Here is a 26802-nt window from a genome sequence, read left to right as displayed (position 1 = left end):
TCAGCCCGCAGTCAAAGCTGCTGCGTTCTGCTTATTTTTTGTACACGGCATTGTATTCTTCGATGATTTGGGCCCCGCCCCGGCTCTTCCAGTTCTCGACTTCTTTCTCGAAACCGGCTTTATCGAGCTGGCCGTACATGTATTTATAAGTGGCATCTGTAATGATCTGCTGCAGTTCAACACCCTTGGAAGTGTAGGTTGACGAATCGAGCGCTGCCGTAGGATCGGCAACCCCTACCTTCACATTCTCCAGCACCAGCTCTTCTGCATGAATCCGGCCCGGCAGTACGTTAAGACTCTGGTACATGCCGTTCGTTTCGTATTCGCCGATTACGCTGTCTTTGAAGCCTTTGACTTCACGTTCAATCAGCTCTTTATTATCTGTTGCTTTGGCTTTGCCGTCTTCCACGGTATAGTGTGTACCTTCAATCCCCCAGTACATCAGGTTGGCCACTTCAGGGGTCATCATTTTGTCAAAGAAGGCCAGGATCTTCTTCAGCTCTGCTTCATCCTTAACCGCTGATTTCGGGAACAGCACTACGTTGTTATAGCCGGGAATCATCCACTGGGCGAACTTGCCGTCAGGTCCGGCCACCATACTGTGTGTGTCCAGCACGGCATCCGGCACGTTCTTGATCAAGTCCTTGTTCAGGGAATCGATATCCTGCATGGAACCGCCGATATACAGTCCTGCTTTACCGCTGGTGAACGTATTTACCGCATCCGTTTTACTGGTTGCTGCAAAGTCCTGATTCATGTATCCACCGTCACGCAGGTTTTTGAAGAAATCCATTGTGTCGAAGTACTGCGGGAAGGTAAATTCCGGAGCCAGCTGGCCGTCCTTTTCCGCCCAGTTGTTCGGTGTGCCGAACCAGGAAGAGACGGTTTTGAACGCCCCGTACACCAGCTCATTCCGGTCAACCACCCCGATCGTATCCTTTTTCCCGTTGCCGTCAGGGTCCTGCTCCGTGAAGGCTTTAGCCATTGCGAACAGTTCCTCGGTATTGGCTGGTGCTGCGAGTCCCAGCTTATCCGCCCAGTCCTTACGGTAGATAATCCCTTGGCGGGCCAGCGGACGGCCGATATACAGGGTATACAGCTTGCCGTCTACCTTGGTGTTATTGAGGATTTCCGGCTTCAGCTTGTTCAGGTTGGGGAATTCGCTGAGGAGCGGCCCGATCTCCCAGAACTGTCCGTCCTTGATCGCTTCCTTCATCTGCAGGAAGGTCGTCTGATTCTTCAGATACGTAACCTGCGGCAGTGAGCCCGTGGCGAAGGAGGAGTTCAGCTTCTCTTCATAGGTATCTGCCGGGAAAAACTGATAGGTCAGCTTCGTATTCGTCAATTTCTCCACTTCCGTCTTGATCGTGTCCGGTGGAGTATCTGTCGTGTTCAGCGGGAGCATGATTTTGATCTCTGTCGGCTTTTCCGGTTCTGCTGCTGGCTCTGTAGCCGCTGCCGTGTTGGTTCCGGTGCTTGCACCTGGATCTTTGGTTGCCGCCGCCTCATTATTGTTGTTGCCGCCGCATGCGGACAGCATGCTGAGTGTCAGCAGCGAGCTGAGGAGCAGGGTGAAGGATTTTTTTGTCATTCCTTTTTGACCTCCGTTTAACTTGTATTGGTTACAAGCCTCACATTACAGTCCACGGAGGATTACGAATACAATCATTTACTCATAAAGGCGCGCTGGGGCTGGGGGTGTGGGTTAATGATTATCGTGTGATTGGGGGGATATACATTGAAAGGAGCTTAGTTGGAACGGTGAAGCTGAGGGGTAACCAGTGGAGCTGAGAGTACGGCAGGACTTGGGAGCGGCGGCGGGCGGGACTGCGTGAGCTTTGGACTTCCGGCCGCTGTTAGGTTTGGATTTCTTGATTCGGACCGCTGCTTGCGGTAGAAATCCATACCTAAAGGCGGACGCTATCGCTCCTACAGCTCCAAACCTCCCTCCGTCCCTTTCTGCCGCTCTAAGGGGTGCACTTCACTCCACGGATGGGGCCTTTCAATGTATATCCTTGAAAGGGGAGGCAAAGGAAAGCCCCGCCGCTGCCAGTATGCAGAGGGTTTGATTTAATTTGCGTTCGCGGTGGAAATCCGCAGACAGCTTATGCGTCCAATGCTAACCTAATCTCCATTTGTTTCAACTCTCAACATTAAAAAAGCAGTTCTTTGCACGCCAAAAAAACGGATACCCATTCGTTTTCGCAATTGGATAACCGTATTGGTATTGTTCACTCATCATAAAATATCTCTAAATTGAAAACCCGGTTATTATTTGCTGTTTTGCTCCACAAACGATTTGAGAAGACTTTCTTTATCCGCATTTTCCTTTTTCCAGTTTGTAAAATCATCTTGAGATTCATTATCAGTAAGATAATCCAATGCAGGAGCTAATTCTTTTTGTCCTTCTTCAATTTTTTGTGATATATAGGGAATTGCAGGTGTTCCCAAATCCTTTAATTTATTGACTTTTTCATTGTCACTAATGCCTTCATTTGATATTGAGTCTACTTTATCAGGAATCTCCTTTACATGGGCTGTATACTTTGCTGAAAAATCCTTCGCAGTTTCCCAATTCACTTCTTTTCTAAGATCAATTTTAGATATCTTCTCAATAGCAATTGCGTAAATATATTCAATTAAACCGCTCTGTTGCGAATTGTCCAACATGTTTTTGAGATAATCCCAGGAATTGAGTAAACATATCCAAAAGGACTACCTGAGTAACCCATTTGACTTAAGTAAGTATCCACTTGGGACTGCGTTGCAGTTTCACTGTTCCATGGCCAGACCCGTGGAGAGGATCTATGCTCTTCCGCCGTATCAAACAGCAGGGGAGCGTACATCAGGTTCTCCATAATATGGCGGGCAATTCTCTGAATGCAGTCCAGCTTGTCCAGATCTGCACAGCGGAGCAGCAGCGGACCAATTCTACGCCAGTGAAGAACCTTCGATAATGTAATTATCTATACACAAATCATAGAAGAAGCCTTCCTCCTGCCCTATAGCCTGAGTGATCCGGTCAAGCTGCTGCATCGCAATGAGCTGGTGCCCATGAACGATATTACTGAGTGTCCCGGAATGAAGCTGGGAGCGCTTGGCGAAATTGGGTTATCGTCAAAGCTTCTGGGTGGACAAGCTAAATATGTACATTTATCAATTAATCCTCGCTAGCCCGCGCCTTAGCCTCCGCCTCCATATATTCCTGGATAATCATACTGCCGCCGCTGGTCTGCCATTTCTCGACCTCTCCGGCGAAGCCGTCCGCATCGATCTTGCCCAGAATATAATTATAGGTAGCATCCACGATAATGGCTGATAGCTCGGCGTTCTTCTCATCATAGGTAGCGGAGGTTAAACGTACTGTCGGGTCATCGACCAGGAACTGCTCATTATCCTGGCTGAGCTGATCGGCAAGGGCCGTCAGCTGTTCCTTCTGCGCGACCTCCATAATGTTCTTGTTGCCGATATCGGCAATCATCAGGGAATAGAGCGGATTCACCTCAAATACACGCAGTTGGGAGGTTTCCTCCGGAAGTATCACCTTGCCATCCCCATCCAGCAGGTAATGCCGGCCCTCGAAGCCGTACACCATCAGATTGGCAACATCCTTATCCATGGTGCGGTCAAAGAATCCGAGTACCTGCTTCAATTCCTGCTCTGTGGCAATGGCTTTTTTGGAGAAAAGATATAATCCGTTGTACTTGGGAATCGACCATACCTTGTACCCGTCCGGCCCCTTGATCCGGTTAATGAGGGTAAGCTCCGCCTTGGGGTTAATGGCCTTGGCCTCAATGGAGAGCCGCTGCACATCCGTCATGCTCCCAATGAAAATCCCCGCTGTCCCGCGAATGAACTTATCCCGCTGCACCTCCTTGCTCGTCAGGGCAAAATCCTGGTTGATAATATGCTCATTATATAATTTGCGCATGAAATTCATCGTGTCCATATATTCAGAGGTTGCGAATTCCGGAATGAACCGATTGTTCTCAATCTTCCAGTTATTCGGCGTGCCGAAATAGGAGCTCAGCGTCTTAAATACCCCATATACCAGATCATTGCGGTCTACCAGTCCGAGGGTGTCTGATTTGCCGTTTCCGTCCGGATCATTATAAGTGAACTTCTTCATCACCTCGTACAGCTCATCCAGCGTGCCGGGCGGACTGAGGTGCAGATTCTCCAGCCAGTCCTTGCGGATAATGATGCCCTGCCTGGAAGCAGGTCTTTCCGTGTAGAGGCCATAAATCCCCCCGTCCACCGTAGTCTGCTTGAGGATAGAGGCATCCAGCTGCCCCAGATTCGGAAATTCTTCTAAGTACGGGCCAATCTCCCAAAAAGCACCGGAGCGGATCATATTTTTGACCGGATTATAATCTGTGAATTTGACAAACGTAACTTTGCCGAGGGAGCTGGTGGTCAGCGCCGTATTCATTTTGTCCGTGTATACGCCCTCCGGCACCCAGGTAATATTCAGCTGCGTTCCGGTTAATTTCTCAATCTCGGCGATAAGATCCTTGGAAGGCGTCTGCGGGAAATGCAGCGGTGCCAGAATCGAGATAGACGGTTTCTCCCCGGAAGTATCTGAAGGGGTAGAGTTATCCTCACTGCAAGCGCTTAACAAACTGAACGAGAGTAATAGACTTAAGCAGCATACAAGAGTCACCTTCCTGCCCGCCATTCCTTTGAACATTTCATAACCTCCCAAAATCGAAATATTTATATACATTAAGGCCCTATTTATTGAATAATTTAGTATGTAGAGAGATTATTAGAGAAAATGATTATTGCGGCACCAGATGATTATTGTTATTATCCTTCGTGATGCATACACTTAAAGCAGCGATTACGACTACTTCATGCAAAGGTGCTGAACCCGGTGAAACATTTAAGCTTTCTGAGTAAATTAACGATGTTCGCTTTTGCCATCAGCATCCTGCCGGTGCTGTTCATTGGTTCTTTCTCTTATTTCACATCCTCCAAGGAAATTCAAAAAAATGTTAACGAAAGCAAAATGGAACTTATTTTACAAATTACCTCAAATGTAGAACATAAGCTTACCACTGTCAACCAGACCTTGAACCAGGTAGTGAACTCCTCTGTGCTGAAAAAAGCGCTCAATAACCCGCTAAATGTAACCGATTTCATTTTATATAATGACATAAGAAATGAAATCCGCAACATGCAATCTTTCGATACGAAGCTGGAGGATGTCATTCTATTAAATCAGCGGCAGAACTGGATGATCAAGAATTCCGGACTCTACCGCCTGAATGAATACCAGAATTACGAGCAGCTCACGAACCTGATGAATATTCAAGGCACATCGTCCTGGGTGCTGAATCCCTCCTCCCTGTTCTACAGCGAAGAGAGTATTAACGTTACCGGCTGCAATTACAGCATCAGCCTGATTAAGAAGCTCCCGACCACCAAGCTCCAGAAATACGGGCTCGCCATGGCCAATATTCCCGCCTGCAGTCTCCAGGATTTCATCAACTCCGATGTGCAGCCGCTGGACAGCATTATTATGCTGGACGAATCCGGTCGGATTCTGCTCCATCCTGATCGGAACCTGATCGGCCAGCCCGCCGAAGCAGGGGGATTCACGGGCTTCCAGCGGATTGCCGCAGCAGCCGAGCCCTCAGGGCAATTCAAAACCGAAATCAACAAAGAAGATTATTCCATAACCTATATGCGCTCCCCGCTCAACGGATGGATCTACCTGTCGGTAACTTCCATTGAGAGTCTGACCCGTGAATCCGGCAAAATCGGCACCTATACGGTAGTTGTCTGTACGTTCATGCTGCTGCTGTCTGTGCTGCTGGCGTGGCTGGGCTCCCGGCGTATGTACACTCCGATCGAACGGCTGCTGAATCAGATGGGACAGCGCCGTCCGGGCCTGCGGGCAAGGCATACGGATGAATTCCAGCTCATCGGCGAGCAGGTGCATTCCCTGTTCCAATCCAAATCACAGCTGGAGAAAGAGGTCAGCCAGTACATCGGGCAGGTGCGGACCTTCTTCCTGATTCAGGCCTTTCAGGGCAATCTGAGGAAACGTGAGCTGCTGGAGGAACTGGAGCAATACGGGTACCGCAAGCAGGTGGAGGAATGGAAGACGATGGCTGTCATTACGCTGAGCATCGACTTCTCCGAGGAGAGCAGCTATGAGAAAAAGGATCTCAATCTGCTGTTATTCGCGGCGCATAATATGACCCAGGAATTGGTATCGGAGGATAACAGGCTAACCCCTGTGATGATGGGGCATGCCCTGGCGACCGTAATTGGCAGCAGTGACGGCAATACGGAATCTTTTCACCGTACGCTCTATGCCTTGACGGAGAAGCTGCAGCAGGAGATTAATAATTACCTGAAGCTGCAGGTCAGCATCGGGCTTAGTCTGCCGTTCCACTCTTTTGATAAAATGTCCATTGCCTACAGGGAAGGCCTGGAAGCCTTGAAGCACCGGATCACGCTCGGCAAAGGCATCATCATCCAGTACGAGAACATTAACTCCGGCAAACATTATCTCAATCTGAACTACCCTACCCATACCGAAAATGACCTGATGGATGCCATCAAGCTGGCGGACAGCGATAAGGCGAAGGAATTGCTGCATAAGCTGTTCAAGTGTATATTCGCGCTGGGGCTCTCACCGCAGGAATACCAGATTCCGCTGACGCGGCTGCTGAACAATACGCTCATTATGATGCAGGAATCGGGGATTACGCTGAATCAGATCTATCATGCCAACGGTTCATTGTTCGAAGAGCTGACGGATCTGCATATTGTTGCGGAGATTGAAGACTGGTTCTGGACCATCGTCATCCAGCCGGTCATCGCCATCTTCCACAGCAGGCAGAATGCCCAGTATCATAACATCTCCGAGAAGCTGATCGACATCGTCCAGCATGAGTATGACAAGGATCTAACGCTGGAGGAATGTGCTTCCCGGCTGCATTATAACGCCAACTATATCAGCAGTGTGTTCCGTAAGGAGACCCAGTATTACTTCAGTGACTACCTTACAATGTACCGCTTCAAAATGGCGAAGAAATGGCTGGAGGAAACCGATATGCCGGTGAAGGATATCGCCTCACGCCTCAGATACAACAATTCGCAGAACTTCATCCGCTCCTTCCGCAAGCAGGAGGGGATGACTCCCGGCCAATACCGCGACAACTTCAGCTCGAAGCCTAAGGCTGTGCCCGATGATTATTAAAGGCAGGGCCCCCAGGCGCGGATTTGGGCTTACGTGATTTTTTTGACCGGATAAAGAACGTAATAAGTATGCCCAGAATCAGCAGGAGGCCGCCGCCAGCGATCGCAATATTCCTGATATCCGGCACGTATACAGCCAGACGCAGCGGCTCGGAATCCGCAAGTGAAATATGCCACGTCAAGGTATTGCCGTCTTGTTCCGCCGCATTATTAGGCCCGTACAGATCATAGGGAATCGTTAATTTGAAATCCACGGAAAAGGTCCCCATCAGCAGCCGCACAAGAGATTTAGGCACGCTTAAGCTGCCGATGCCATCAATAATTTCATCCGAATAGGCGTTCAGCTTAGGCTGGGCCACTACATCGTAACGGGTATACAGCCATCTGTCCGTCTGCCCGACCTCCGCCTCCACTATATCGAGACTGCTGCCGCTGGACTGCAGCTCCTCGATCGAAGCATAGGATTTCAGAAACTGATATTCTGTAGATTTACCGCTTGCCGTTTTGTTCAGCTCAATCCCAGCGGCCGCGAGCCTTGTGGTCAGGAGCTCCTCTATTTTACCGCTGACCAGCTTCTCCGCCCGGGAATCCAGCAGCAGACTGAAGGCCAGATCGAGAGAACCGTTCTTCTTCACCGTCATATGGGCCGTTCCCTGCGCGCAGCCTGTGAGCAGCAGCACAAGCATCATCATCATTAGTACAGTCTTAACTTTGAATCCGTTCAAACCCTGTTCTTTCAACCACTATCCCTCCATCCGCTGCCTGTTGCTATTGCTTAACCGAACCGGCTAGAGGCGAATCTCCTATCATCCGGAAGGTCACAGTTTAGCTTACCATATGCTCCTGTTGGGAGAAAAGCAAGATTAGCCTCAAGCTTATAAAAGCCCCCGGCCTGTGGTCATCCGTGGCTGGGGGCTTTTTGCGTGCAACAAGCAGTTATTTTTTCAAATGATAAGGCACAGTAGTGATAATTACATTTCTGCGGTACAGCAGGTGCGCGCGGATCAGGAGGCTGGATTGGTTATGCAGGATGTTATGCCAGCCTTTCTTCGGAATGAATTGCGGAACGATTACAGTAACCTGATAATTCGATTCGCTTGCTTTGCGCTGGACGGTATCGATGAACTTGGTCAGCGGATGAATGATACTGCGGTAAGGCGAATACAGCGTCACCAGCCGCACCTCGGGATGGAATTTCTTCCACTTCTCCTCGAATATCACGTCATCCTCCCGTTCAAACGGAATGTGTACCGCAATAATCTGTTCAGCGCCCAGTGATTTGGCATACCGCAGGGAATTCTCCACTACATGCGTAATTCCGGCCACCGGCAGAATAATGATATTCCCTTCAATTGCGAGCGGTGGCTCACCGCAGGTTGTAATCCGAAGCTGATCAGCCACCGATTCATAATGCTTGTGGATGCGGTAGAAGAACAGGATAATCAGCGGCAGGAAGACCAGCACCGGCCAGATTTGCGGGAATTTGGTCAAGAAGAACATAATAGTAACAATGAAGCTGATGAGTGCCCCGGTTGTGTTGATGATCAGCTTGGGCAGCCAGCCCTCCGGCTTCTGCCGGATCCATTTAACCATCATGCCGGTCTGTGAGAGCGTGAAGGGGATGAACACCCCTACCGCATACAGAGGAATCAGATGCTCGGTCCGCCCCTTAAAAGCAATGATCAGAATAATCGACAGGACACCGAGGCTGAGAATTCCGTTAGAGTAGCCCAGCCGGTCGCCGCGGACCGTGAACATCCGGGGAATGAATTTATCCTTGGCCAGATTCACGGCCAGCAGCGGAAACGCTGAATATCCGGTATTGGCGGCCAGGATCAGAATCAGTGCCGTGGTCCCCTGAACGAAGAAATACATGAAGTTCCGTCCGAAGACCTGCTCGGCAATATCGGAAACCACCGTAACCTCTTCCCGTGGAGCAATTCCGTAATAATAAGCCAGGAAGACAATCCCTGAGAATAACAGCGCCAGAAGTATGCCCATCGAAGCCAGTGTCTTGGCCGCATTGTTCGGAGCCGGCGCCTTGAAGTTAGGAATGGCATTCGATATGGCCTCCACACCTGTCAGCGCGGAGCTCCCTGAAGAGAATGCCTTTAGGAGGAGGAACAAGCTGACTCCGGCCACCGGTGTACCCAGGGAGGTATGAAGTTCAGCCGGTACATTGCCGGTCACAATGTTGAACAAGCCAAGCCCGATCATAATGAATAGTGCTAGGACGAACAGATAGACCGGATAAGCCAGGAAAGAGGCCGATTCCGTAACGCCCCGCAAATTCAGTGTCGTAATCAGGAGAACAAAGATGATGGCAATAATCACATTATAAGAATGAAGACTGGGAAAAGCAGAAGTAATGGCATCCGTTCCGGCCGATACACTTACTGCCACGGTCAATATGTAGTCCACCAGCAGGGAGCCGCCAGCCACAAGCCCCGGATATTTGCCTAGGTTCTCCTTGGATACCATATACGCTCCGCCGCCTTGGGGATAGGCAAAAATAATCTGCCTGTAGGAGAGAATCAGCGCCGTCAGCAGTACAAGTACTCCTGCTGCAATAGGAATCGAATACCAGAATGCGGCTGTACTGATCGTAATCAGAACCAGCAGAATCTGCTCGGGACCGTAAGCAACCGAAGACAAGGCATCCGAGGATAGAATGGCAAGAGCTTTGGTTTTGTTTAATTTCTGTTCACCCAGTTGCTCCGACTTCAGCGGCCGTCCAATCAGGAATCTTTTTACCGAAGACTTCATCAGCTCACCCGACTTTTTTTAGGTTTATATTACCCACAGAAAATAAAAAATAATCTGCGTCCCTTATTATACGCTTCTGCGGCAAAAACGGATGATTTTCTTATCACGCTTCCTCTTAGGCTTTCTCTTGGGCTTTCTCTTGAAGCTTTCCTTCGCTACAGCCAGTCCTCTTTAAGCAGCATTCGCAGCGTTTCTGCGTGGTCTTTGCCAATTTTGGCTGCAATCTCCGCTTCAATGCTTTGCTTGATCTTCTGCATACTCCTGCAGACCTTAGCGCCACGCGGAGTGAGTACAATCTGCTTGTCACGGCTGTTCCCTTCCTTGGAAGCAGTGTCTACATAGCCCTCAGTGAGCAAATTGTTGATCGTTTTTTGCGTCCCCTGGCGGGAAATGCTGATCAGTCTGCTAATCTCCGAAATGGACAGCATGCTATGCAGCTCAAGCAGGGTGTTCAGCAGGCCATCTCCTCATGGCTTTGCCGAACACCCTTTTCCGGGATTAACGCTATGAATTATTTATTAGGTGCCTGCCCCGCAGCTGTACACTGCCGCCAGTAGAATAGAAGGTTGTGCATCCAGAAGGATACGCAGGTTCTTCAGGCTGCTGATTCACCCGGTACTGCCTTTGTCGGAGCCCTGCTCTATGAGATCAGCCGGCTTGCCCAGCGGTACAAACATGCCAAGGCCTCCTAATACCTTAATCCGCTTGCCCTTAAATTCCGTCTCAAACACCCTGACAATTCCATAATCGGATACCACAGTTCCTTCATTGATCATCCGTTCACCAAACAGTGATAGACCGAGCCCCATTAACGGATTGGCCCCGCTTGCTCTTTCCGATACCTTGTCCAGCACCCAGCTCTTATATCTTTCCTCGGAGGGCTTGGTTGCAGACATTACTCCGCACAGCACCAGAATCGCTGCTGCAGCATACACCAGCATCTTCTTCGCCTGCTTCTTCATAAGCTACAACCTCCGCCACTTTCCTAGCAGACTGTAGACTACCGGAATGAACACCAGAGTCAGCAGCGTCGAGGTACTGAGCCCGCCGATCACAGATATAGCCAGACCTTTGGAGATTACGCCTGAGCCTGACTGGGACAGGGCCAGCGGAATAAGGGCACACACCGTGGCCAGTGCCGTCATTACGATCGGACGAACGCGAACTACGCAGGCTTCCATCACAGCTTCAGTAATCGCCATGCCTGAACGGCGGTTGGTCTCAATTCTCTCCAGCATGACTACGGCATTGGTAACCACAATCCCGATGAGCATGAGCATGCCGATCATTCCGCTCATGGACAGAGATTCTCCTGCCAGATACAGCGCACCAAGTGAGCCAAATGGAACAAACAGCAGCGAAGACAGGATGACCACCGGAGTGATACATCCGCCGAACGTAATGAACAGAACTATAAATACCAGTACAACCGCAAGAAGCATTGCCGTTCCCAGGTCCTTGAAGCCGTCCTGCATCAGCTTCTGGCCGCCTCCGACTTCCCAGCTTACGCCGTCCGGCAGGGACAGGGCTGCCATATCTCCTTTCAGTTCCTTGGTCACAGTTCCGATTTCCTCACCGCTGCTCATGGCTGTCAGCTTCACAGCCAGTTTACCATTCTGATGCTGAATGGTAGCAGGAACCTCTATCACCTCAGCCTCCGCAAGATCTCCCAGCAACGCCGGACCGGACGCGGTAGCAACCTTTATACCCATCAGCGCTTCAGCACCCGCGACATCCTGATTGTAACGAAGAGTGGTCTGATAATTCTGATCCTCCAGATTCAATATGCCTATGGATACCGGCTGCAGCCGGTCTTTGATCTGCTGATAGATTAGCCCGGGACTTACACCTTTTTGCCGGGCGGTATCCTTAAGTGTCAATGTATACTCGTTCTGAAGCTGCGCTGCCGAGGTCGACTGATTCTTCAAATCAGACTTCTGCTCCATCATATCGTAAGCCTGCGCCGAGGCAGCAAGCAGATCGGTCATACTCTCTCCGGACAGAACCACCTCCACATTGCTGCCCGAAGGCGGTCCATCCTTCACAAGCTCATCTATGGTTACACTGGCTGAGGGATACCCGGTTTGCACCAGTGCCGGAAGGCTCTGCTCCAGTTCTTCACGGATACTCTGCATTTCACTTTCACTGCTAAGTCCTACTTGTAATTCAGCGGTATAATCTCCTGTTTTATTCTGCTGCAGCCTTTGAACATTTCCTGATGAGCCTACGAAGGCCTGGACGTATTCCACCTGCTCCATCTTCGTTAACTGATCCTCCACTTTCCGGGTCATAGCATCAGTCTGCTCCAGGGATGCAGTCACCGGGAGATCCAGCCGGATCTTAAGTGCCTGTGAAGCTTCAGAGGGTAAAAAGGATTTGCTTATCGACGACGCAAAAAAGACAGAACCGGCGAGCATTGCCAAGGCTACCAGTAGTACCATTGCCTTGTGAGCTACCGCCTGCTGCAGGATCCGGGTATATCCTTTGCTGAGGCGGGTGGATTCGCTGTGCTCCGGCAGCTTCTTGAACAGGAGCGCTGCCAGGACAGGAATCAATACGAAGGCAATCAGGAGTGACAGCAGAATGGACACAACGACAGCCAGAGAGAAGGGACGGAAGAATTCCCCGACAATACCCTTCACAAAAGCCAGCGGCACAAATACTACAACGGTTGCTACAGTGGAGGCTGTAACCGCGCCGGCCACCTCTTTGACGGCATGCACCAGAATCTCCGTCCGGCTCTTGTCCGGTTCCTTGCGCAGCCAGCGGAAGATATTCTCTATGACCACTATGCTGTCATCGACAATACGGCCGACAGCCACAGCCATACCGCCCATCGTCATAATATTAAGCGAATAGCCCATACTGTTCAGCACGATAATTGTCCCCATAATGGACAGCGGTAAGGAAATTACCGCAATCAGCGTCGCTCTGATATTGCGGAGGAACAGGAGAATGACCACGATGGTAAACAGGGCACCAAATGCGCCTTCATGCAGAAGGGATTGGACCGATTCCGTCACATCCGCTCCCTGATCGACGATCGTATTGGATTCGAAGGAGACTGTGCTATGGAACGCTTCCAGCTGCTCCTTCACCTGATCCACTACTTCAGCTGTATTGCTGTCCTGGGTTTTGTATACATCCAGCAGTACGGCAGGCTGCCCGTTGTATCGGGCAATATTGGCCGCCAGCTCCGTTTCGGTAATTGTGGCAATATCCCGCAGGCGCAGACCCGGTGTAGTTTTTGAGGGAAGCGGCGTATTTTGCAGCGCAGCAAGATCCGCCACCCGGCCCTCCAGATTCACCACAGCTTTGCCGTTCTGCTCGGCAAGAGTGCCCAGCGGCAGGATATATTCCGACTGCTTCAAGGCGGTGCTGATATCGGACAGCATAATTCCATTGGCGGCAGTCTTGGCCTCATCAACGCTGATGACAAGCTGCCGTTCCGACAAGCCGCTGGCATCCACCGAACTGACCCCATCCACCCGGCCAAGCTCCGGCAGAAGGGAAGCAGTAATCTGCTGCTGCAGTCCGGCAGCATCGGCAGAAGCCAGTGCTACCTGGTACACCGGTCTGGCATCAGTGGATATCCGCTTGTATGCCACTGATGCACCTTCAGGAAGTCCCAGCTTCGCTACGGCGCTTTCCACCTCCTGCTCCAGCTTATTCATATCGGTTCCAAATTCATAGGAAGCCTGAATAATGACACCGCCCGCAGACGTTTGGCTGGTTAAGGCATCATAGGGCTGCAAATTTCCTATTGTACTCTCAACAGGCATAGTAATATCACGTTCTATTTCTTCTGCTGAATGATTAAGATACTTGACCTGTATCACTAGGGCTGGCATCTCCACATTCGGATATTTCTCCTGCTGTATGCCAAAGGCCGACAACACACCGGATACGACCAATGCCAGAGTGAGCATAATTACGGAAGAACGGTTTCTCAATATAAATCGCCACAAGCTATTCATGAAGATTTCTCTCCTTTCGGTTTGAAATCTATCTTAGAATGCTATTGTGTCCTGAGAATGTCCTGCTGCAGCATAACTGTCACAATCGTTCCTTCACCTGAGCGGCTCTGAACAGCAATGGTGCCTCCATGCAGCTCCACGATCTTGCGTACAATTGACAATCCCAGCCCGCTGCTCTTCACTGATCGGTCTCTGGACTTGTCCCCCATGTAGAACCGGTCAAAGATGCGGGGCAGATCCTCCTCACTGATCCCCTGTCCGTTATCGCGGAAGACTAGGGTTACTTGTCCCGCCGCTTCCTCTGCGCTGACGGATATCTCCCCGCCGGACGGCGTATATTTCACGCTGTTGGACAGGAGATTATGCCAGACCTGCTCCAGCTGATGCTCATCACCAGCAATTCGTACGGGCTGCAGGTCAGAGAGATTAATCTCCAGGGATTTGCCCAGCCACTGGGGCTGCAAAGAAAGGAATACCTTGCGTATCTGCTGGTCCAGCTCGTACTCCCGGACATTCAGCGGACTCTGCATACTCTCTAGTGCAGACAGATGCAGCAGCTTGCTGCTTAACTGGGCCAGCCTGCCGCTCTCCTCTTCAATAATATTCAAATAACGGCGGTTCTGTTCTTCAGGCAGCCGGTTATCGCGGATGGCCGCCGCGAAGCCTTTGATTGAAGTCAGCGGAGACTGAATTTCATGGGATACATTGGAGACAAACTCCTTGCGCAGCTGCTCCACCTGGCTGAGCTCAGCGCTCATCCTGTTGAAGCTCCGGGCCAGCTCCCCGATCTCGTCCTGCCGCTTGTCCGGCACCCGCTCCTCGAAATGACCCTCCGCAATGCGTGTAGTCATTACCGTCAGCCTTTTAATAGGCTTCACCAGCCAGTGAATGGCAATTACATACAGCATGCTGCCGATGAACAGCGCCAGGGCCAACGCCAGAATAAGTGAATTCTTAAGCCGCAGCAGCGCCCCTTTGTACAGGGGTTTCAGAAACAGGGCATATCTATGGCCGTTCATTTCAAAAGGCAGCCCAATGGTCCGTGTACTCTGGATACCCCGTTTGGAGAAATCAAACCGGTGAACGCCCCCGTTCAGCACCTTCTCCACATCTTCCGGGCTGGCAAAGCTCTCCGCCTTGGCTGTACCCAGGAATCTCTCCGACCCGTCGCTCCCAAAAAGCACACCCTGTGAGCGCATCGTATAGATTTGCGGCAGCAGTTCATTCCAGTCACCAGTCCGGTTGGACTTATACAGCTCAATCATGGATTTGCCGGACTGGATCAGATCATCCTCCAGCTCATGAAATATCCGGTCTTCATTCACGTTATAGCTGACCACAAAGGCCACAGACAGGCTCACAGCCACCACAACGATAAAGGTTACGATTACGCGGACGTATAGCGTCTTAATCATCGGCGGCTCCTGTCAGCCTGTAGCCCAGGCCGCGGATCGAAGCAATTTCGAACGGCGGCGGGTCGCCTGCGAATTTTTTGCGGAGCTTCTTCACATGTGTATCAATCGTCCGGTCGCTGCCATCAAATTCAAGCCCCCATATATCACTGATCAGCTGCTCTCTGGAAAAGACTTGGCCCGGGCTGCTGGCCAGCTTGAACAACAGTTGAAATTCCTTAAGCGGCAGCGTGACGTTTACACCGTTCCAGACTGCTTCCATAGTCCGTATATCCAGTTTTACGCCGCCAACAGAGGCCAGACCTGTCTCGTTGACCTTGGATCTGCGCAGAATGACCTTGACCCGCAGGATCAGCTCTCTAAGATCAAACGGCTTTACTACGTAATCATCCGTGCCCAGCTGAAATCCTTTCACCCGGTCCTCGCTTTCCCCCTTGGCCGTCACCATCAGCACCGGCATATCGTAACGCTCACGGATTTCCCTGCACAGCTCCCAGCCGTCTTTACCGGGCATCATAATATCGATAATGGCAAGCTGGAAGGAATGCCTCTCCATAAGGCCGGAGGCTTCGTTGCCGTCTGCTGCCTGAACTACTTTGTAACCCTCCATCGATAAATACAGCTCAATCAGTTCCCTGATATGGGCATCATCGTCAACAACCAGAATTGAAATCATCCGCTGCCCCTCTCCGCCTCTGCCTCTGCCTCTGCCTCCAGAAGCTAATCATTCACAATATTATAGTGGATTCCCGTTGTAGAATGCACCTAAGATATTATATTTGAACAATCCAGTCATTCCCTGCTGTATTCATCACAGACATATGGGTATAGTGCATAATATGATAAGCAAATATCATACGACTGAAGGAGCAGCTTTTGCATGAACACGAAACAAGAATTCGATAATCTCATGGCATTTGCCAAGGATTTAATCAATGAGAATCTCGGTTTTTATTACGATATCAATTACGGCTACTTCCAGCCGGAGACTCATCCGATTGTGGACTTCATAAGGCTCATAGGCAGACGGATTCAGAGCCAGCTGATGCTGATGCCCGCGCTCTACGGTGAGATCGACCAGATGGAGCGGATTTTCTCGGACAACCTGTTCTTTGATGAGTGGGCAGAGGTTACAGAGGACAGACAGAGCTTCCACTTCCTGATGAGGCAGATCGACAACAGCAGCAGGATCATTAACCTGGCGCGTGACCTCGTCTTCCCCTCCCCCTGGATTCCCCGGAAATTACGCGACAGTCTGATCCGCATAGGGGAAGGCACCCTGAACGGCAGCTGGAGACAAGATATAGGCCATGAAGTCACACTGTGGCTTCCAATGGGCATCTGCTTCGTAGAAGGCTCCGGACATCATTCGGTGGCTGCGGGAATCATCAAGGGCGAAGGGGAGCTCTACCCCACTTCGGTATATGACATCAGTCCAATCTATGATCATGTGTATACCGACGGCAAGTATTACTACAGAACGCATGATCATTCCGTGATCTCCGAGGTTCACTTCGCAGAGTGTGCCGCTATCTTTGAAATCGGCCGGATTATGGCGGCGCAGAAGATTATTTTCTGAGGCCTGCGGCAAGTTACAAGGGCTGTGTTAAGCGCCAGGATTGGCTGCTTGTCACGGCCCTTTGTTTGTACGGGACGCCCCGCTTCCGGCGGATTCAAGAGCACTTCTGCTCCTTATTTGCCGCACACTTTTGAGACTACCCTCTTGCGGGAACACAAGGAACGATTGCGGGCATAGATAGCTGGACCGGGTGCTGCAGCGCAACTAGTCACTGATAATTCTCGAAGCCACTCAGGTGCGGTACCCGCCGGACGCGCCGTTGCGGACTCAGAAGCGCTTATTTCCCGTAAAAGGGCCTTTTCGCTCGGCTTGCGGACTCCTGAGTCCGCTGGCCCGAAGCAATGTGCCGAATCCGGAGGATAAGCGCACTGGAGTCCGCAACTTCCCACTCCTCCTCTTATCCTCCTACCTACCCAACCCTTCATCCGCGCACGGCTTAGACGCAAAAAAGCAGCCGCATTTGATCCACGGCTGCTTCAGAGCTCAACTTTACTCCTTACTCCTTACTCCCTACTCTTGCTCATACTCTTACTCTTACTCTTACTTCCTACTTACTTCTTACTCATACTCCTTACTCTTACTCTTACTCTCGCTCTTGCTCTTACTGTCCACCCCGCAGAGACAAAATGTTGTATAAACTACAGCTTCGAGTCAGTGAAACCCGGGTGCACAGGCGGATTGTTGTATGAAATACAGGAATTTTCCCGCTAATCCGTTTAATAGACGGGGATTGCTGCATTTCATACAACAATTTTCGATTATAGTCGATATGACGCGGGAAATGTTGTATTTGATGCAGGAATAAAGTTACCTTGTCACTTTGTCACTTTGTCACTTTATCAATTGTCACTTGCCCCTTGTCACTTCGTTCTGCGCCGCCCCTACATCTCCCGGCCCAGCGCCGCCGGCCAGGACCGCAGCCGCTTCCCCTTACGTAGTAGCCCGCTTCACCAGCTGAAACTCCAGCTGCTGCTGCTCCGCTTCCGTGCCTTTGAGCCTGCCGAATATCAGCTGAAAGGCATTCTGCGCCTGTGCGGCAATCGGATTATAGATCGAGGTAATCCCCAGCGTATGAGCCAGCTCGGTATTATCGAATCCGACAACCGCCAGCTCCTCCGGCACCTTCACACCCATCCTCCGGGCCTCGTTCAGCACACCTGCCGCTACCAGATCATTGGCGCACAGAATGACATTCGGTCGCTCGCCCGGATTCAGCAGCAGCTCGCGGGCCAGCTGTTCTCCCTGGCGGATAGAATAGATGCCGGTAGGCGACCAGTCGGGATTAACCGGCAGCGCGTATTTGCGGGCAATGTCTTGATACGCCTGCATCCGCCCGGAGGTATTCATGCTGGTCGGCCTGCCAAAAGCATTGGCGATCCGCGTATATCCCTGCTTAATCACATGCTCCAGCCCCAGCATATATCCGTCATATTGGTTCATGGCGACGCTCTGAATTTCCGCCCGCTCCATCCGCTGCCAGGACACCATCGGCCCGTATTTGCCATAGGAGCTGAGAAGCTCCAGATCGTTGACACAGGTGCTGATGACCAGCGCATCAACTCTTTTCCGCCGCATATCCTCGAAGGCCTGCAGCTCTTTGGCCGGATCACCTCCGGAAGTATAAATGATCGTCTGGTAGCCATACTGGCTGGCGGTCTCAACGAAGCTGTTCAGAAACGGCAGCATCACTTCGTTGATCCCTTCCGTAACCATACCGATCTGTTCCGTCTGCCCTTTGGATAAGGAAATAGCATTGCCGTTCGGCACGTAATCCAGCTCATCCATGATCTTCATGATGGTATCCCGCGTCGCCTGGCTCACATGGGGGGAATGATTCAGCACACGCGACACGGTGGCTTTGGAGAATCCCGACAGCTTGGCAATTTGATCAAGATTCGACATGAGGCTTCTCCTTATATAAATTGTTATCTCCCAAAAAAACACTTGACATGTAACGCGTTTCAACATTTAGCATTCCATTATAGGACATATTATTAGCTTACCATATCTGAATCCATAACTATAAAAAGGCGGGATATTGCATGAGTATTAAGTTTCCTGAAGGCTTTCTGTGGGGCGGCGCTGTAGCTGCCAACCAGCTTGAAGGCGCATATAATGAGGACGGCAAAGGCTGGTCGACCCAGGACGTCGCTCCGCAAGGGATCAAAGGTCCGATTACTGAAGTTCCGACTGAGGATAATATGAAGCTGGTCGGGATCGACTTTTACCACCGGTACAAAGAGGATGTGAAGCTTTTTGCCGAAATGGGCTTCAAAGTCTTCCGTACCTCCATTGCCTGGTCGCGGATTTTCCCGAACGGTGATGAGCTGGAGCCTAATGAGCAAGGCCTGCAGTTCTATGATGATCTGTTCGACGAACTGCATAAATACGGCATCGAGCCGCTCGTTACCCTCTCCCACTATGAAACTCCGCTGCATTTGTCCAAGCACTATAACGGCTGGGTTAACCGCGATTTAGTCGGCTTCTACGAAAGGTATGCGAGAACGGTATTCACCCGCTACAAGAACAAAGTGAAATATTGGCTGACCTTTAACGAGATCAACTCCATTCTGCATGAACCGTTCATGAGCGGTGGTATTTACACGCCGAAGGAGCAGCTCAGCAAGCAGGATCTGTATCAGGCAATCCATCACGAACTGGTAGCCAGTGCGCTGGCCGTGAAGCTCAGTCACGAGATTAACCCGCAGGCCCAGATCGGCTGTATGATCCTTAGTATGCCGACTTATCCGCTCACTCCGAACCCGGATGATGTAATCGCAGCGATGAAGTCGGAGCATATGAACTATTTCTTCGGAGATGTTCATGCGAGAGGCGTATATCCGGGCTATATGAAGCGTTACTTCAGAGAGAACGGTATTGAAATCCATATGGAGCCTGGCGATGCCGAGATTCTGAAGCACACGGTAGACTTCATCTCCTTCAGCTATTATGTGAGCATCTGCGAAACGGGAGACAACAATAAGCGCAATCAGAACGAAGCTAACCTGTTCAGCGGTGCAGCCAATCCCTACCTGAAGGCTTCCGAATGGGGCTGGCAGATTGACCCGCAAGGTCTGCGTTATGTACTGAACATGTTCCATGACCGTTACCAGAAGCCATTGTTTATTGTAGAAAATGGTCTCGGCGCCAAGGACGAGCTGATCACCGGCGAAGACGGTGTGCCGACCGTCAATGACGACTACCGGATTGGGTATTTGAATGACCACCTGGTGCAGGTGGGTGAAGCAATCGAGGACGGCGTAGATGTCATGGGCTACACCTCATGGGGCTGTATTGACCTGGTCAGCGCTTCAACCGCACAGCTCAGCAAACGTTACGGCTTCATTTATGTTGACCGCCACGACGACAATACCGGCACACTTGAGCGCTACCGCAAAAAATCCTTCCACTGGTATAAGGACGTTATTGCGTCCAATGGAGAGAGTTTGCTGCGTTAAGCTCTTTCTCCCCAAAAAAGGCAGCCATTCCGGCTGTCTTTTTGGTTGGAATAGGCTACTTCATGGTAATTTCCATAAGGTTAGTCCATTCTCATTGTTGAGCATAATCGCCTCCGGCCTTCTTTCGGGTTCATATGAACATGATAGTGGTCCACACAGTCCGCTTCATAGGGCACGCAACTGAGACGCTTCCCGCTGTCCCTTCCTGTCCCTCCCCTCCGGAGCTAAGCTGAAAGTATATATTTCAGAGGAACAAAGGTTATAACCAGAAGCGGAAGGACCGGAGGGGAAATTTGGAACTGTAGGAGCGATAGCGTCCGCCTTTGTTTCCCGATTTCAACTGCAAACTGCAGTCTAGATCAAGAAATCAGGAAACAACAGCGGCCGGAAGTCCAAATGTTCACCGCAGAGACGCCGCAGCTTCCCGTTAGCACCTTAGCTTCAACGCCTATAGATATTCAGATAGCTCCTTTACCATTTTGCAACTAATTGCCAGAAAGGTTGGGATATACTAGCCACAGATGAATCATAAGGAGAGTAACTGGATGAACAAATTCATACCCGGCCTGAGCGGCCTTCTATTCTTAAGTATAATCACCTCCGGCTGCGGCACCCTGAAGACGCCAAGCGATCTGCTTCAGGCCCCGGCACAGGGCAATGCCGATGGCACATTAACCGGGATCGTGAAATTATATCTTCCCGCCAATTCGCATTTAACAGTGCCTGTCCATTCCGAATCCGGCAGCGCCATTCAATTGCAGGATCTCGACAAGGACGGACAGGATGAGCTGCTGGCCTTCTATAAGACAGACCAGACCGATTATGAAATCAATACCCTCCTGCTCTCGCACAAGGACGGGAAGTGGAGTAAACTCGCCACTCTGACCGGGGTAGGCAGTGAGCTGGATTACGTGGCGTTCACCGATGTTACCGCAGATGGAGCGGAGGATCTGCTGCTTGGTTATAGCGGCGGGGAAGGACTAAGTAAAGAGTTATCTGTCCACAGTCTGAACAGCGGCAAATTATCCGAGATTCTCAAGCAGCCCTATGATCAGGTAGTGGTTGGGGATCTGACCGGGGAAGGGCAAACCGACATTGCTGTACTCCAGGGAACCTATATCACAGATGCACAACCCGAGACGCACCTTCAGCTGCTCCGGCTCCAGGGCGGTACGCTGCAGACCTTATCCGATCAGAAGCTTGACGGGAACGTGATAGGCGCCCAGTTCGCCAAGGCATCTCCTACCCGCAGTGCCTTATTCATCGATGCCGCAGTGGGTGCGCACTCCTCTTACACTTCGCTGCTGACTTGGGAAAATAGCAAATTTACTGATATACTGGCATCAGATGATTATCAGCGTACTGCGCTGGCCGGGAGCAAGGATCTTGTACTCAAGCCGCTGGCACCGGCGCCTGACGGAATGCTCGGCAGCAATAACATGGCCATCAAGGATTACCCTCTGGACAGCACAGATATTAACGGTGACGGGATTGTCGAGATCGGCTTTCTCGTACCGCCTGCGGGCACAGAGAGTTACGCCCCGCTGGCCACTCCGTTCATCACCAAGTACTATCAATGGGATGGCGGAACCGGCCTGAAGTTCGTGGAAGAACAGTTTGACCGCTGGGGCTTCAACTTCCATATTCCTAAGGGCTGGGCTGGCCGTACCCTTCTGGAGACACCGGGAGAGTCACCGGCGCCATGGGAGAATATCCGCTTCAGCTACAAGAATGCCGAATCTGCCCTGCAGGCTCCGCTTCTCGAGCTTAGACTGCTGGCTAAGAAGGATTGGGCTGCAGCAGAGACTAAGCTGAAGTCAGAGAATAGAGAATATAAGCTGCTGTATGAGCTGCACAATACCAATGATGATACGGCGCCAACGGTGTTCGTTGCTGTCATGCCCGCTGCCGGTGCAGCAGCCAAGCTGCAGGGCGCTTCCCTTCAGGAGTATAATCAGCTGAAGCTGACCCTTGAGGAAGCAGTGCAGCTGGCCGGCACACCGCAGAAGCCCCGGCAATAATAAGGAGGCTGTTCATGAAAGTGCTGATACTGGAAGATGAGAAGCCAATCCGGGATCTTCTGTGTGTGAATCTGAAACGTGCAGGCTTCGAAGTCGCTGAGGCTTCTACCGGTGAAGAGGCTCTGCGAAGCGCAGGGGAACGGAAGGATTTTGACATCGCCATTCTGGATCTGATGCTTCCCGGCATGAGCGGCTTCGAGGTATGCACCCGCCTCCGGGGACAGTTCCCCCGCCTCGGAATCATTATGCTCACAGCCAAAAGCCAGGAAGTAGACAAGGTCATGGGCCTTGAAGCCGGCGCAGACGACTACGTGGTCAAGCCGTTCAGTCCGGTTGAGCTGGTCGCCCGGGTGCGCTCCCTGTACCGCCGGATGTATCCGGGAGAAGTTCTGCCGCAGGAGAACAACCTGGAGCTTCCGCCTTTTACCCTTCTGCTCGATGAACGGAAGTTACTGAAGAACGGGCAGGATATCCCGCTAACCCCGACCGAATTCATGATCGTCAAGCTGCTGATGGAGCAGCCGAACAAGGCGATGAACCGGGACGATATTCTGACAGCCGTGTGGGGGCAATATTTCATGGGGGATCTAAAGATTGTAGATGTGAATATCAGCCGAATCCGCCAAAAAATCGGGCAGGAGTCCTCCGGGCCGCAGTTCCTCGAAACGGTGTGGGGATTCGGCTATATATGGAGGGGCTAACTTTGCTGAAGGGAATCAGGTCCAGGCTTATCGTCTATATTACCCTTATGCTGCTCCTGATCGTCCTGCTGCTGGAGGGGGTTTTTATTGCTGCCGTCCACTATTATTATCTGGGCAGCGCGATGGAAACGTTGAATTCCCGGGCCGCTACTTCAGCGACTTTTTTCAACAAGTATCTGGAGGGTTATACCCTGAATGAACGGGCACGTTATATTCTGGAGAATCTCTCTCCTGAAGAGAGCAGTAAGGTGGAAGTGCTGAGTCCGGCCGGGAACGTCATTATTAATTCCTTCGGCTTCTCAAGTCAGGAGAAGGTGAATACCCCTGATGTAAGAGCAGCGCTGACCAGCGGTAAAGGAAGCTTCCAGAGTCTTAAGCCGTTACAGGGTGAGCGGATTATAGCCGTCTCGATTGCACTCAAGGAGTCCGGAAGTACGATTGGTGTGCTGCGTTACTCTGTTTCTGCAGAGCCTTTATATGCCGTTATTATGAGAATTGTGCTGAATGCAGCCGTAGTCGGCCTGCTTGTGATTGGATTCGGATTCGTGATGAGTCTGCTGATCGCCAAAAGAATCGTGGGTCCGATCCAGCAACTGACCGGGGTTGCGAAGGATATGGCCACCGGCAATTTCACCGTACGGGCGGCCAAACAATATGATGATGAGGTTGGTACGCTCGCGGTAACACTGAATTATATGTCCGAGGAAATTCTCAAAAGCGAGAAGATCAAATATGATTTCATCTCCTCTGTCACTCATGAGCTACGCACTCCGCTTACTTCGATCAAAGGCTGGGGCGAAACGCTGCTGGTGGGTGATTTGTCGGATAAACAAGAGACCCTGCAGGGTCTTGAGGTCATGACCGGGGAGACCGACAGGCTCATCGGACTGGTCGAGGATCTGCTGGACTTCTCCAAATTCCAGGCTGGTGAGATCAAGATCGTACGCCAGCCTTATGATCTCAGGGGACTGCTTGAGGATCTGCTGCTGCAGTTCAGATACCGGGGGCAGACCAAACAGATCCGCCTCTATCCCGAACTTCCTGATCAACCCCTGCCGGTAGACGGTGATTTCAACCGCCTGAAGCAGGTTTTTGTCAATTTGCTGGACAACGCCTTCAAATTCACTCCTGCCCAGGGAGCCATCCGCCTTACAGCAGTGTTACACGGGGAGCTCATCATCATCACCGTAGCCGACAACGGCGAAGGCATCGAGGCCGCAGACCTGGCACAGCTCGGTACCAAGTTCTTCAAAGGACGGTCCCGCCAGTCCGGAAGCGGCCTGGGCCTGGCCATCTGCAAGGAGATCATAGAGCTGCATGACGGGCGGCTGCGGATCGAGAGTGAATTCACCAAAGGTACCTCCGTGATCGTGGAGCTGCCGCTTTACCGGCTGGAGCAGCATCTTCCTCCGCCGGTGTATCTGTGAGCTTAGACCTCCCCGTGCGCAGGAATGCCAGTTGGAGGATTTTCGGGCATCATTTTCCTGCCCCGGCTATTTCAATTACAGGCTGCGTCTCAATCGAGACATTCCCTGCTACAGCTCTGGAGATCATACAGGACTCTTCTGCCATATGTGCCAGCCGCTCTGCCTTCTTCAGCTGGGCCGCTGTCGCATCTGCCTGGAGCACCAACCGCGGCTTGTGCACGATCCGTTCGTACGTAAATACATTATTCGTGACATCTACCGTTGCCTCTGACTCCAGTGTCAGTTCCTGTGGTACAATATCTGAACGCTCGAGCATCGCTGCCAGCGTAATCAAATAACAGGTCGAGGCTGCCCCCAGCAGCATTTCGTCAGGATTCGTTCCGGTTCCCGGACCGCCCATCTCCTGCGGAATCGAGATGACCGTCCGGAGTCCGCCTGCTTCGATATGCCCCTCACTGTTACGTCCGCCATTCCATACTGCCTTCAGGTGAAAAGGATGCTTCATCTCCCTCAATCCTCTCTTGTTCATTGTAGCTGCTGAATCCAGTCTACCTCATTAACAGATATAATGCATGGGTCAGAGCTATCCCCAACACAATAAGTAAGGAGATTAATATTTATATCGCTTAATTATTAATTAGATGAGCGGAGCGCGGCAGACTCCTGCATTAATCCCCAAGCTGTTATAGTGCTGTTTGATGTTAATAATCGCATGCCCGCTTATGACCCGTGATACCAGATCCTCGACCGGTTTAGCGTCAACCTGTTTATGCTGAAGCAGCTGTTCGACGGTATGTTTAATTTCCTTCGGATATATATTACCAGCCACACTTGAGAGACCATTACATCCGCCTGTGACGAAATTGTCCACCAGCTTAACATCTCCTGCAGCAAACATGATGAAATCGTCCGGGTAAATTAGCGGCAGATGACGCTGCAAATCCCCTGTTTCTTTATAGCCTACAATGTTGGGGTATCGGTTAATTAACGAATGAAGCGAGTCTGGAGTCAAATCGAACCCGGTCCGGCCGGGATTATTGTACAGGGCCACCTGCTTGGTTGTATGGCTGAGCAGCTCCTCCACATAAGCAACTGCCTGCTGCTGCGTGGGCCGGATATACGGAGGGAACCCGATCAGAATTATATCAATTACAGAGGCCTCCAGCACCTTTACCAGACGTACAGCATCCCGTGTTCTTATAGCGGAAGCCCCGAAGACAAGCTCAATATCCTGAAAGCGCTGCTGGTCAAAATATTCAATGATCTGCAGTCTCTCCTCTATGCTCATGGAATGCTGCTCACCCGTACTTCCAGAGACAAGCAGTGATTCTATACCGTTCTGCTTCTGATACTCTACAATGGCTCTAAATCCGTCAACATTTAAGCTTTCATCCTCCCGGAAAGGAGTCGGTATAGCGACATTTATATTTTTCATGCATATTCCTTTCTGTGGCGAGCCAGACAGCTATGATCTGGACAGGAATTTGTCTTCCATTGCATCGAGGAGCGTGAACATCAGTTCATTGGAAGCTTTTACTTTCTCAAGCTGATTCACCATCTCAGACTGCGCTTGAACATACTCCTCCCGCTCCAGCTGCTCGGCGCAGTTCCCGATGATTTTCCGGATGCTGAGGTCATTAACCTCCAGATGAAACTGCAGGCCGGCTACATAATCCTCATATTCAAAACACTGATTGGCACAGCCCAAGCTGAACCCTAGCCTCTTGGCTCCGGCGGGCAGGCTGAAGGTATCCCCATGCCAGTGAAACGGTATAAACTGCTCCGGGAACGCTTTGAAGAAGGTAGACGTCTTGGCATCCCCGGTCAATCTCACTGGGAACCAGCCGATCTCGTTCCACTTGTTTTTATAGACTTCACCGCCGATTTGTTCGGCAATCAGCTGGGCTCCCAGGCAGATTCCAAGCGTCAGCTTACGCGAGCGGATGGCTGCATTAATAAAAGCTTTCTCCCCCTTCAACCAGGGGATCATTTCCTCATCATTGACTCCCATCGGTCCGCCCATGATTACGAGCATATCAAACTCATCAATAGACGGCAGAGCCTGCGCTTCATACAATAAGGTTGTTGTAAGCTCATACCCTCTGTTCCCGGCCCAAACTGCAATTTCCTCCGGCGCTTCAAAAGGGACATGCTGCAGGCAATGAATTCTCATCTCTCCACCTCATTCAATAAATTTTCTATTCCCTACACTCACACCATCTTCCTCTAATGTAAGTATGTTCTGC

20 protein-coding genes are annotated in these 26802 nt (G+C 51.1%); 6 read left to right on the top strand and 14 right to left on the bottom strand.

The window, feature by feature from the left end:
• Window positions 1-31: 31 nt before the first annotated feature.
• The 3 genes from MKZ24_RS10015 to MKZ24_RS10005 form a co-directional block, all read right to left on the bottom strand.
• Window positions 32-1591 (bottom strand): extracellular solute-binding protein, encoded by a 1560-nt coding sequence (locus tag MKZ24_RS10015; protein ID WP_340782545.1) that lies wholly within the window; start codon window positions 1589-1591, stop codon window positions 32-34.
• Window positions 1592-2271: 680 nt separating this feature from the next.
• Window positions 2272-2670 carry a hypothetical protein gene (locus MKZ24_RS10010; protein ID WP_052416729.1) on the bottom strand — a complete coding sequence of 133 codons (399 nt, stop codon included), beginning with the start codon at window positions 2668-2670 and terminating at the stop codon, window positions 2272-2274.
• A 490-nt stretch (window positions 2671-3160) separates the two neighbouring features.
• Window positions 3161-4690 (bottom strand): extracellular solute-binding protein, encoded by a 1530-nt coding sequence (locus MKZ24_RS10005; RefSeq protein WP_340782541.1) that lies wholly within the window; start codon window positions 4688-4690, stop codon window positions 3161-3163.
• Between the two features lie 186 nt (window positions 4691-4876).
• Here MKZ24_RS10005 and MKZ24_RS10000 point away from each other — a divergent pair, with 186 nt between their 5' ends.
• Complete coding sequence (locus MKZ24_RS10000) at window positions 4877-7216, top strand: AraC family transcriptional regulator (protein ID WP_340782539.1); 2340 nt, start codon at window positions 4877-4879, stop codon at window positions 7214-7216.
• On the opposite strand, the gene MKZ24_RS09995 is transcribed toward MKZ24_RS10000, so the two are convergent.
• The 7 genes from MKZ24_RS09995 to MKZ24_RS09965 form a co-directional block, all read right to left on the bottom strand.
• Window positions 7191-7955 carry a hypothetical protein gene (locus MKZ24_RS09995; protein WP_340782537.1) on the bottom strand — a complete coding sequence of 255 codons (765 nt, stop codon included), beginning with the start codon at window positions 7953-7955 and terminating at the stop codon, window positions 7191-7193. The genes MKZ24_RS10000 and MKZ24_RS09995 overlap by 26 nt on opposite strands.
• 196 nt (window positions 7956-8151) lie before the next feature.
• Window positions 8152-9981, bottom strand: a complete 1830-nt coding sequence (locus MKZ24_RS09990; protein ID WP_042239546.1) for an APC family permease — start codon at window positions 9979-9981, stop codon at window positions 8152-8154.
• Between the two features lie 155 nt (window positions 9982-10136).
• On the bottom strand, window positions 10137-10409 hold the full coding sequence (locus MKZ24_RS09985; RefSeq protein WP_340782534.1) for a hypothetical protein: 273 nt from the start codon (window positions 10407-10409) through the stop codon (window positions 10137-10139).
• A 180-nt stretch (window positions 10410-10589) separates the two neighbouring features.
• Window positions 10590-10943 carry a hypothetical protein gene (locus tag MKZ24_RS09980; protein ID WP_042239547.1) on the bottom strand — a complete coding sequence of 118 codons (354 nt, stop codon included), beginning with the start codon at window positions 10941-10943 and terminating at the stop codon, window positions 10590-10592.
• A 3-nt stretch (window positions 10944-10946) separates the two neighbouring features.
• Complete coding sequence (locus MKZ24_RS09975; protein ID WP_340782532.1) at window positions 10947-13958, bottom strand: efflux RND transporter permease subunit; 3012 nt, start codon at window positions 13956-13958, stop codon at window positions 10947-10949.
• 41 nt (window positions 13959-13999) lie between these two features.
• Complete coding sequence (locus tag MKZ24_RS09970; RefSeq protein WP_340782530.1) at window positions 14000-15373, bottom strand: sensor histidine kinase; 1374 nt, start codon at window positions 15371-15373, stop codon at window positions 14000-14002.
• On the bottom strand, window positions 15366-16046 hold the full coding sequence (locus tag MKZ24_RS09965; protein WP_340782528.1) for a response regulator transcription factor: 681 nt from the start codon (window positions 16044-16046) through the stop codon (window positions 15366-15368). Before MKZ24_RS09965 ends, MKZ24_RS09970 begins: the two co-directional genes overlap by 8 nt.
• 204 nt (window positions 16047-16250) lie before the next feature.
• Between MKZ24_RS09965 and MKZ24_RS09960 the strand changes: the two genes are divergently transcribed.
• On the top strand, window positions 16251-16949 hold the full coding sequence (locus MKZ24_RS09960) for a DUF6710 family protein (protein WP_340782525.1): 699 nt from the start codon (window positions 16251-16253) through the stop codon (window positions 16947-16949).
• Window positions 16950-17879: 930 nt separating this feature from the next.
• On the opposite strand, the gene MKZ24_RS09955 is transcribed toward MKZ24_RS09960, so the two are convergent.
• Window positions 17880-18851: a LacI family DNA-binding transcriptional regulator gene (locus MKZ24_RS09955; RefSeq protein ID WP_340782522.1), complete on the bottom strand. Its 972-nt coding sequence runs from the start codon at window positions 18849-18851 to the stop codon at window positions 17880-17882.
• A 140-nt stretch (window positions 18852-18991) separates the two neighbouring features.
• Between MKZ24_RS09955 and MKZ24_RS09950 the strand changes: the two genes are divergently transcribed.
• The 4 genes from MKZ24_RS09950 to MKZ24_RS09935 all read left to right on the top strand — a co-directional run bounded on the left by MKZ24_RS09950 (window position 18992) and on the right by MKZ24_RS09935 (window position 24556).
• Complete coding sequence (locus MKZ24_RS09950) at window positions 18992-20407, top strand: glycoside hydrolase family 1 protein (RefSeq protein WP_340782520.1); 1416 nt, start codon at window positions 18992-18994, stop codon at window positions 20405-20407.
• A gap of 545 nt (window positions 20408-20952) precedes the next feature.
• Complete coding sequence (locus tag MKZ24_RS09945) at window positions 20953-22428, top strand: FG-GAP repeat domain-containing protein (RefSeq protein WP_340782517.1); 1476 nt, start codon at window positions 20953-20955, stop codon at window positions 22426-22428.
• Between the two features lie 14 nt (window positions 22429-22442).
• The gene (locus MKZ24_RS09940; protein WP_340782515.1) at window positions 22443-23129 is read left to right on the top strand and encodes a response regulator transcription factor; all 687 of its coding nucleotides are present in this window, start codon (window positions 22443-22445) and stop codon (window positions 23127-23129) included.
• Between the two features lie 2 nt (window positions 23130-23131).
• Window positions 23132-24556, top strand: a complete 1425-nt coding sequence (locus MKZ24_RS09935; protein WP_339840941.1) for a sensor histidine kinase — start codon at window positions 23132-23134, stop codon at window positions 24554-24556.
• Window positions 24557-24605: 49 nt separating this feature from the next.
• Here the strand turns inward: MKZ24_RS09935 and MKZ24_RS09930 are convergent, their stop codons facing one another.
• The 3 genes from MKZ24_RS09930 to MKZ24_RS09920 all read right to left on the bottom strand — a co-directional run bounded on the left by MKZ24_RS09930 (window position 24606) and on the right by MKZ24_RS09920 (window position 26729).
• Window positions 24606-25061 carry an OsmC family protein gene (locus MKZ24_RS09930; protein ID WP_340782511.1) on the bottom strand — a complete coding sequence of 152 codons (456 nt, stop codon included), beginning with the start codon at window positions 25059-25061 and terminating at the stop codon, window positions 24606-24608.
• A gap of 132 nt (window positions 25062-25193) precedes the next feature.
• On the bottom strand, window positions 25194-25991 hold the full coding sequence (locus MKZ24_RS09925) for a dihydrodipicolinate synthase family protein (protein WP_042239564.1): 798 nt from the start codon (window positions 25989-25991) through the stop codon (window positions 25194-25196).
• 30 nt (window positions 25992-26021) lie between these two features.
• Window positions 26022-26729 (bottom strand): type 1 glutamine amidotransferase, encoded by a 708-nt coding sequence (locus tag MKZ24_RS09920; RefSeq protein WP_042239566.1) that lies wholly within the window; start codon window positions 26727-26729, stop codon window positions 26022-26024.
• Between the last annotated feature and the right edge of the window lie 73 nt (window positions 26730-26802).

The organism is Paenibacillus sp. FSL R7-0297 (assembly GCF_038009025.1).
GTDB lineage: Bacteria > Bacillota > Bacilli > Paenibacillales > Paenibacillaceae > Paenibacillus_AQ.
The sequence above is the reverse complement of the archived record's forward strand: the minus strand, read 5'-3'. Positions and strand labels throughout refer to the sequence as shown.

Coding starts and splice junctions, on each gene's coding strand:
- MKZ24_RS10015 (WP_340782545.1), bottom strand. CDS start 1,591: ATGACAAAAAAATCCTTCACCCTGCTCCTCAGCTCGCTGCTGACACTC.
- MKZ24_RS10010 (WP_052416729.1), bottom strand. CDS start 2,670: ATGTTGGACAATTCGCAACAGAGCGGTTTAATTGAATATATTTACGCA.
- MKZ24_RS10005 (WP_340782541.1), bottom strand. CDS start 4,690: ATGTTCAAAGGAATGGCGGGCAGGAAGGTGACTCTTGTATGCTGCTTA.
- MKZ24_RS09990 (WP_042239546.1), bottom strand. CDS start 9,981: ATGAAGTCTTCGGTAAAAAGATTCCTGATTGGACGGCCGCTGAAGTCG.
- MKZ24_RS09985 (WP_340782534.1), bottom strand. CDS start 10,409: ATGCTGTCCATTTCGGAGATTAGCAGACTGATCAGCATTTCCCGCCAG.
- MKZ24_RS09980 (WP_042239547.1), bottom strand. CDS start 10,943: ATGAAGAAGCAGGCGAAGAAGATGCTGGTGTATGCTGCAGCAGCGATT.
- MKZ24_RS09975 (WP_340782532.1), bottom strand. CDS start 13,958: ATGAATAGCTTGTGGCGATTTATATTGAGAAACCGTTCTTCCGTAATT.
- MKZ24_RS09970 (WP_340782530.1), bottom strand. CDS start 15,373: ATGATTAAGACGCTATACGTCCGCGTAATCGTAACCTTTATCGTTGTG.
- MKZ24_RS09965 (WP_340782528.1), bottom strand. CDS start 16,046: ATGATTTCAATTCTGGTTGTTGACGATGATGCCCATATCAGGGAACTG.
- MKZ24_RS09960 (WP_340782525.1), top strand. CDS start 16,251: ATGAACACGAAACAAGAATTCGATAATCTCATGGCATTTGCCAAGGAT.
- MKZ24_RS09955 (WP_340782522.1), bottom strand. CDS start 18,851: ATGTCGAATCTTGATCAAATTGCCAAGCTGTCGGGATTCTCCAAAGCC.
- MKZ24_RS09950 (WP_340782520.1), top strand. CDS start 18,992: ATGAGTATTAAGTTTCCTGAAGGCTTTCTGTGGGGCGGCGCTGTAGCT.
- MKZ24_RS09945 (WP_340782517.1), top strand. CDS start 20,953: ATGAACAAATTCATACCCGGCCTGAGCGGCCTTCTATTCTTAAGTATA.
- MKZ24_RS09940 (WP_340782515.1), top strand. CDS start 22,443: ATGAAAGTGCTGATACTGGAAGATGAGAAGCCAATCCGGGATCTTCTG.
- MKZ24_RS09930 (WP_340782511.1), bottom strand. CDS start 25,061: ATGAAGCATCCTTTTCACCTGAAGGCAGTATGGAATGGCGGACGTAAC.
- MKZ24_RS09925 (WP_042239564.1), bottom strand. CDS start 25,991: ATGAAAAATATAAATGTCGCTATACCGACTCCTTTCCGGGAGGATGAA.
- MKZ24_RS09920 (WP_042239566.1), bottom strand. CDS start 26,729: ATGAGAATTCATTGCCTGCAGCATGTCCCTTTTGAAGCGCCGGAGGAA.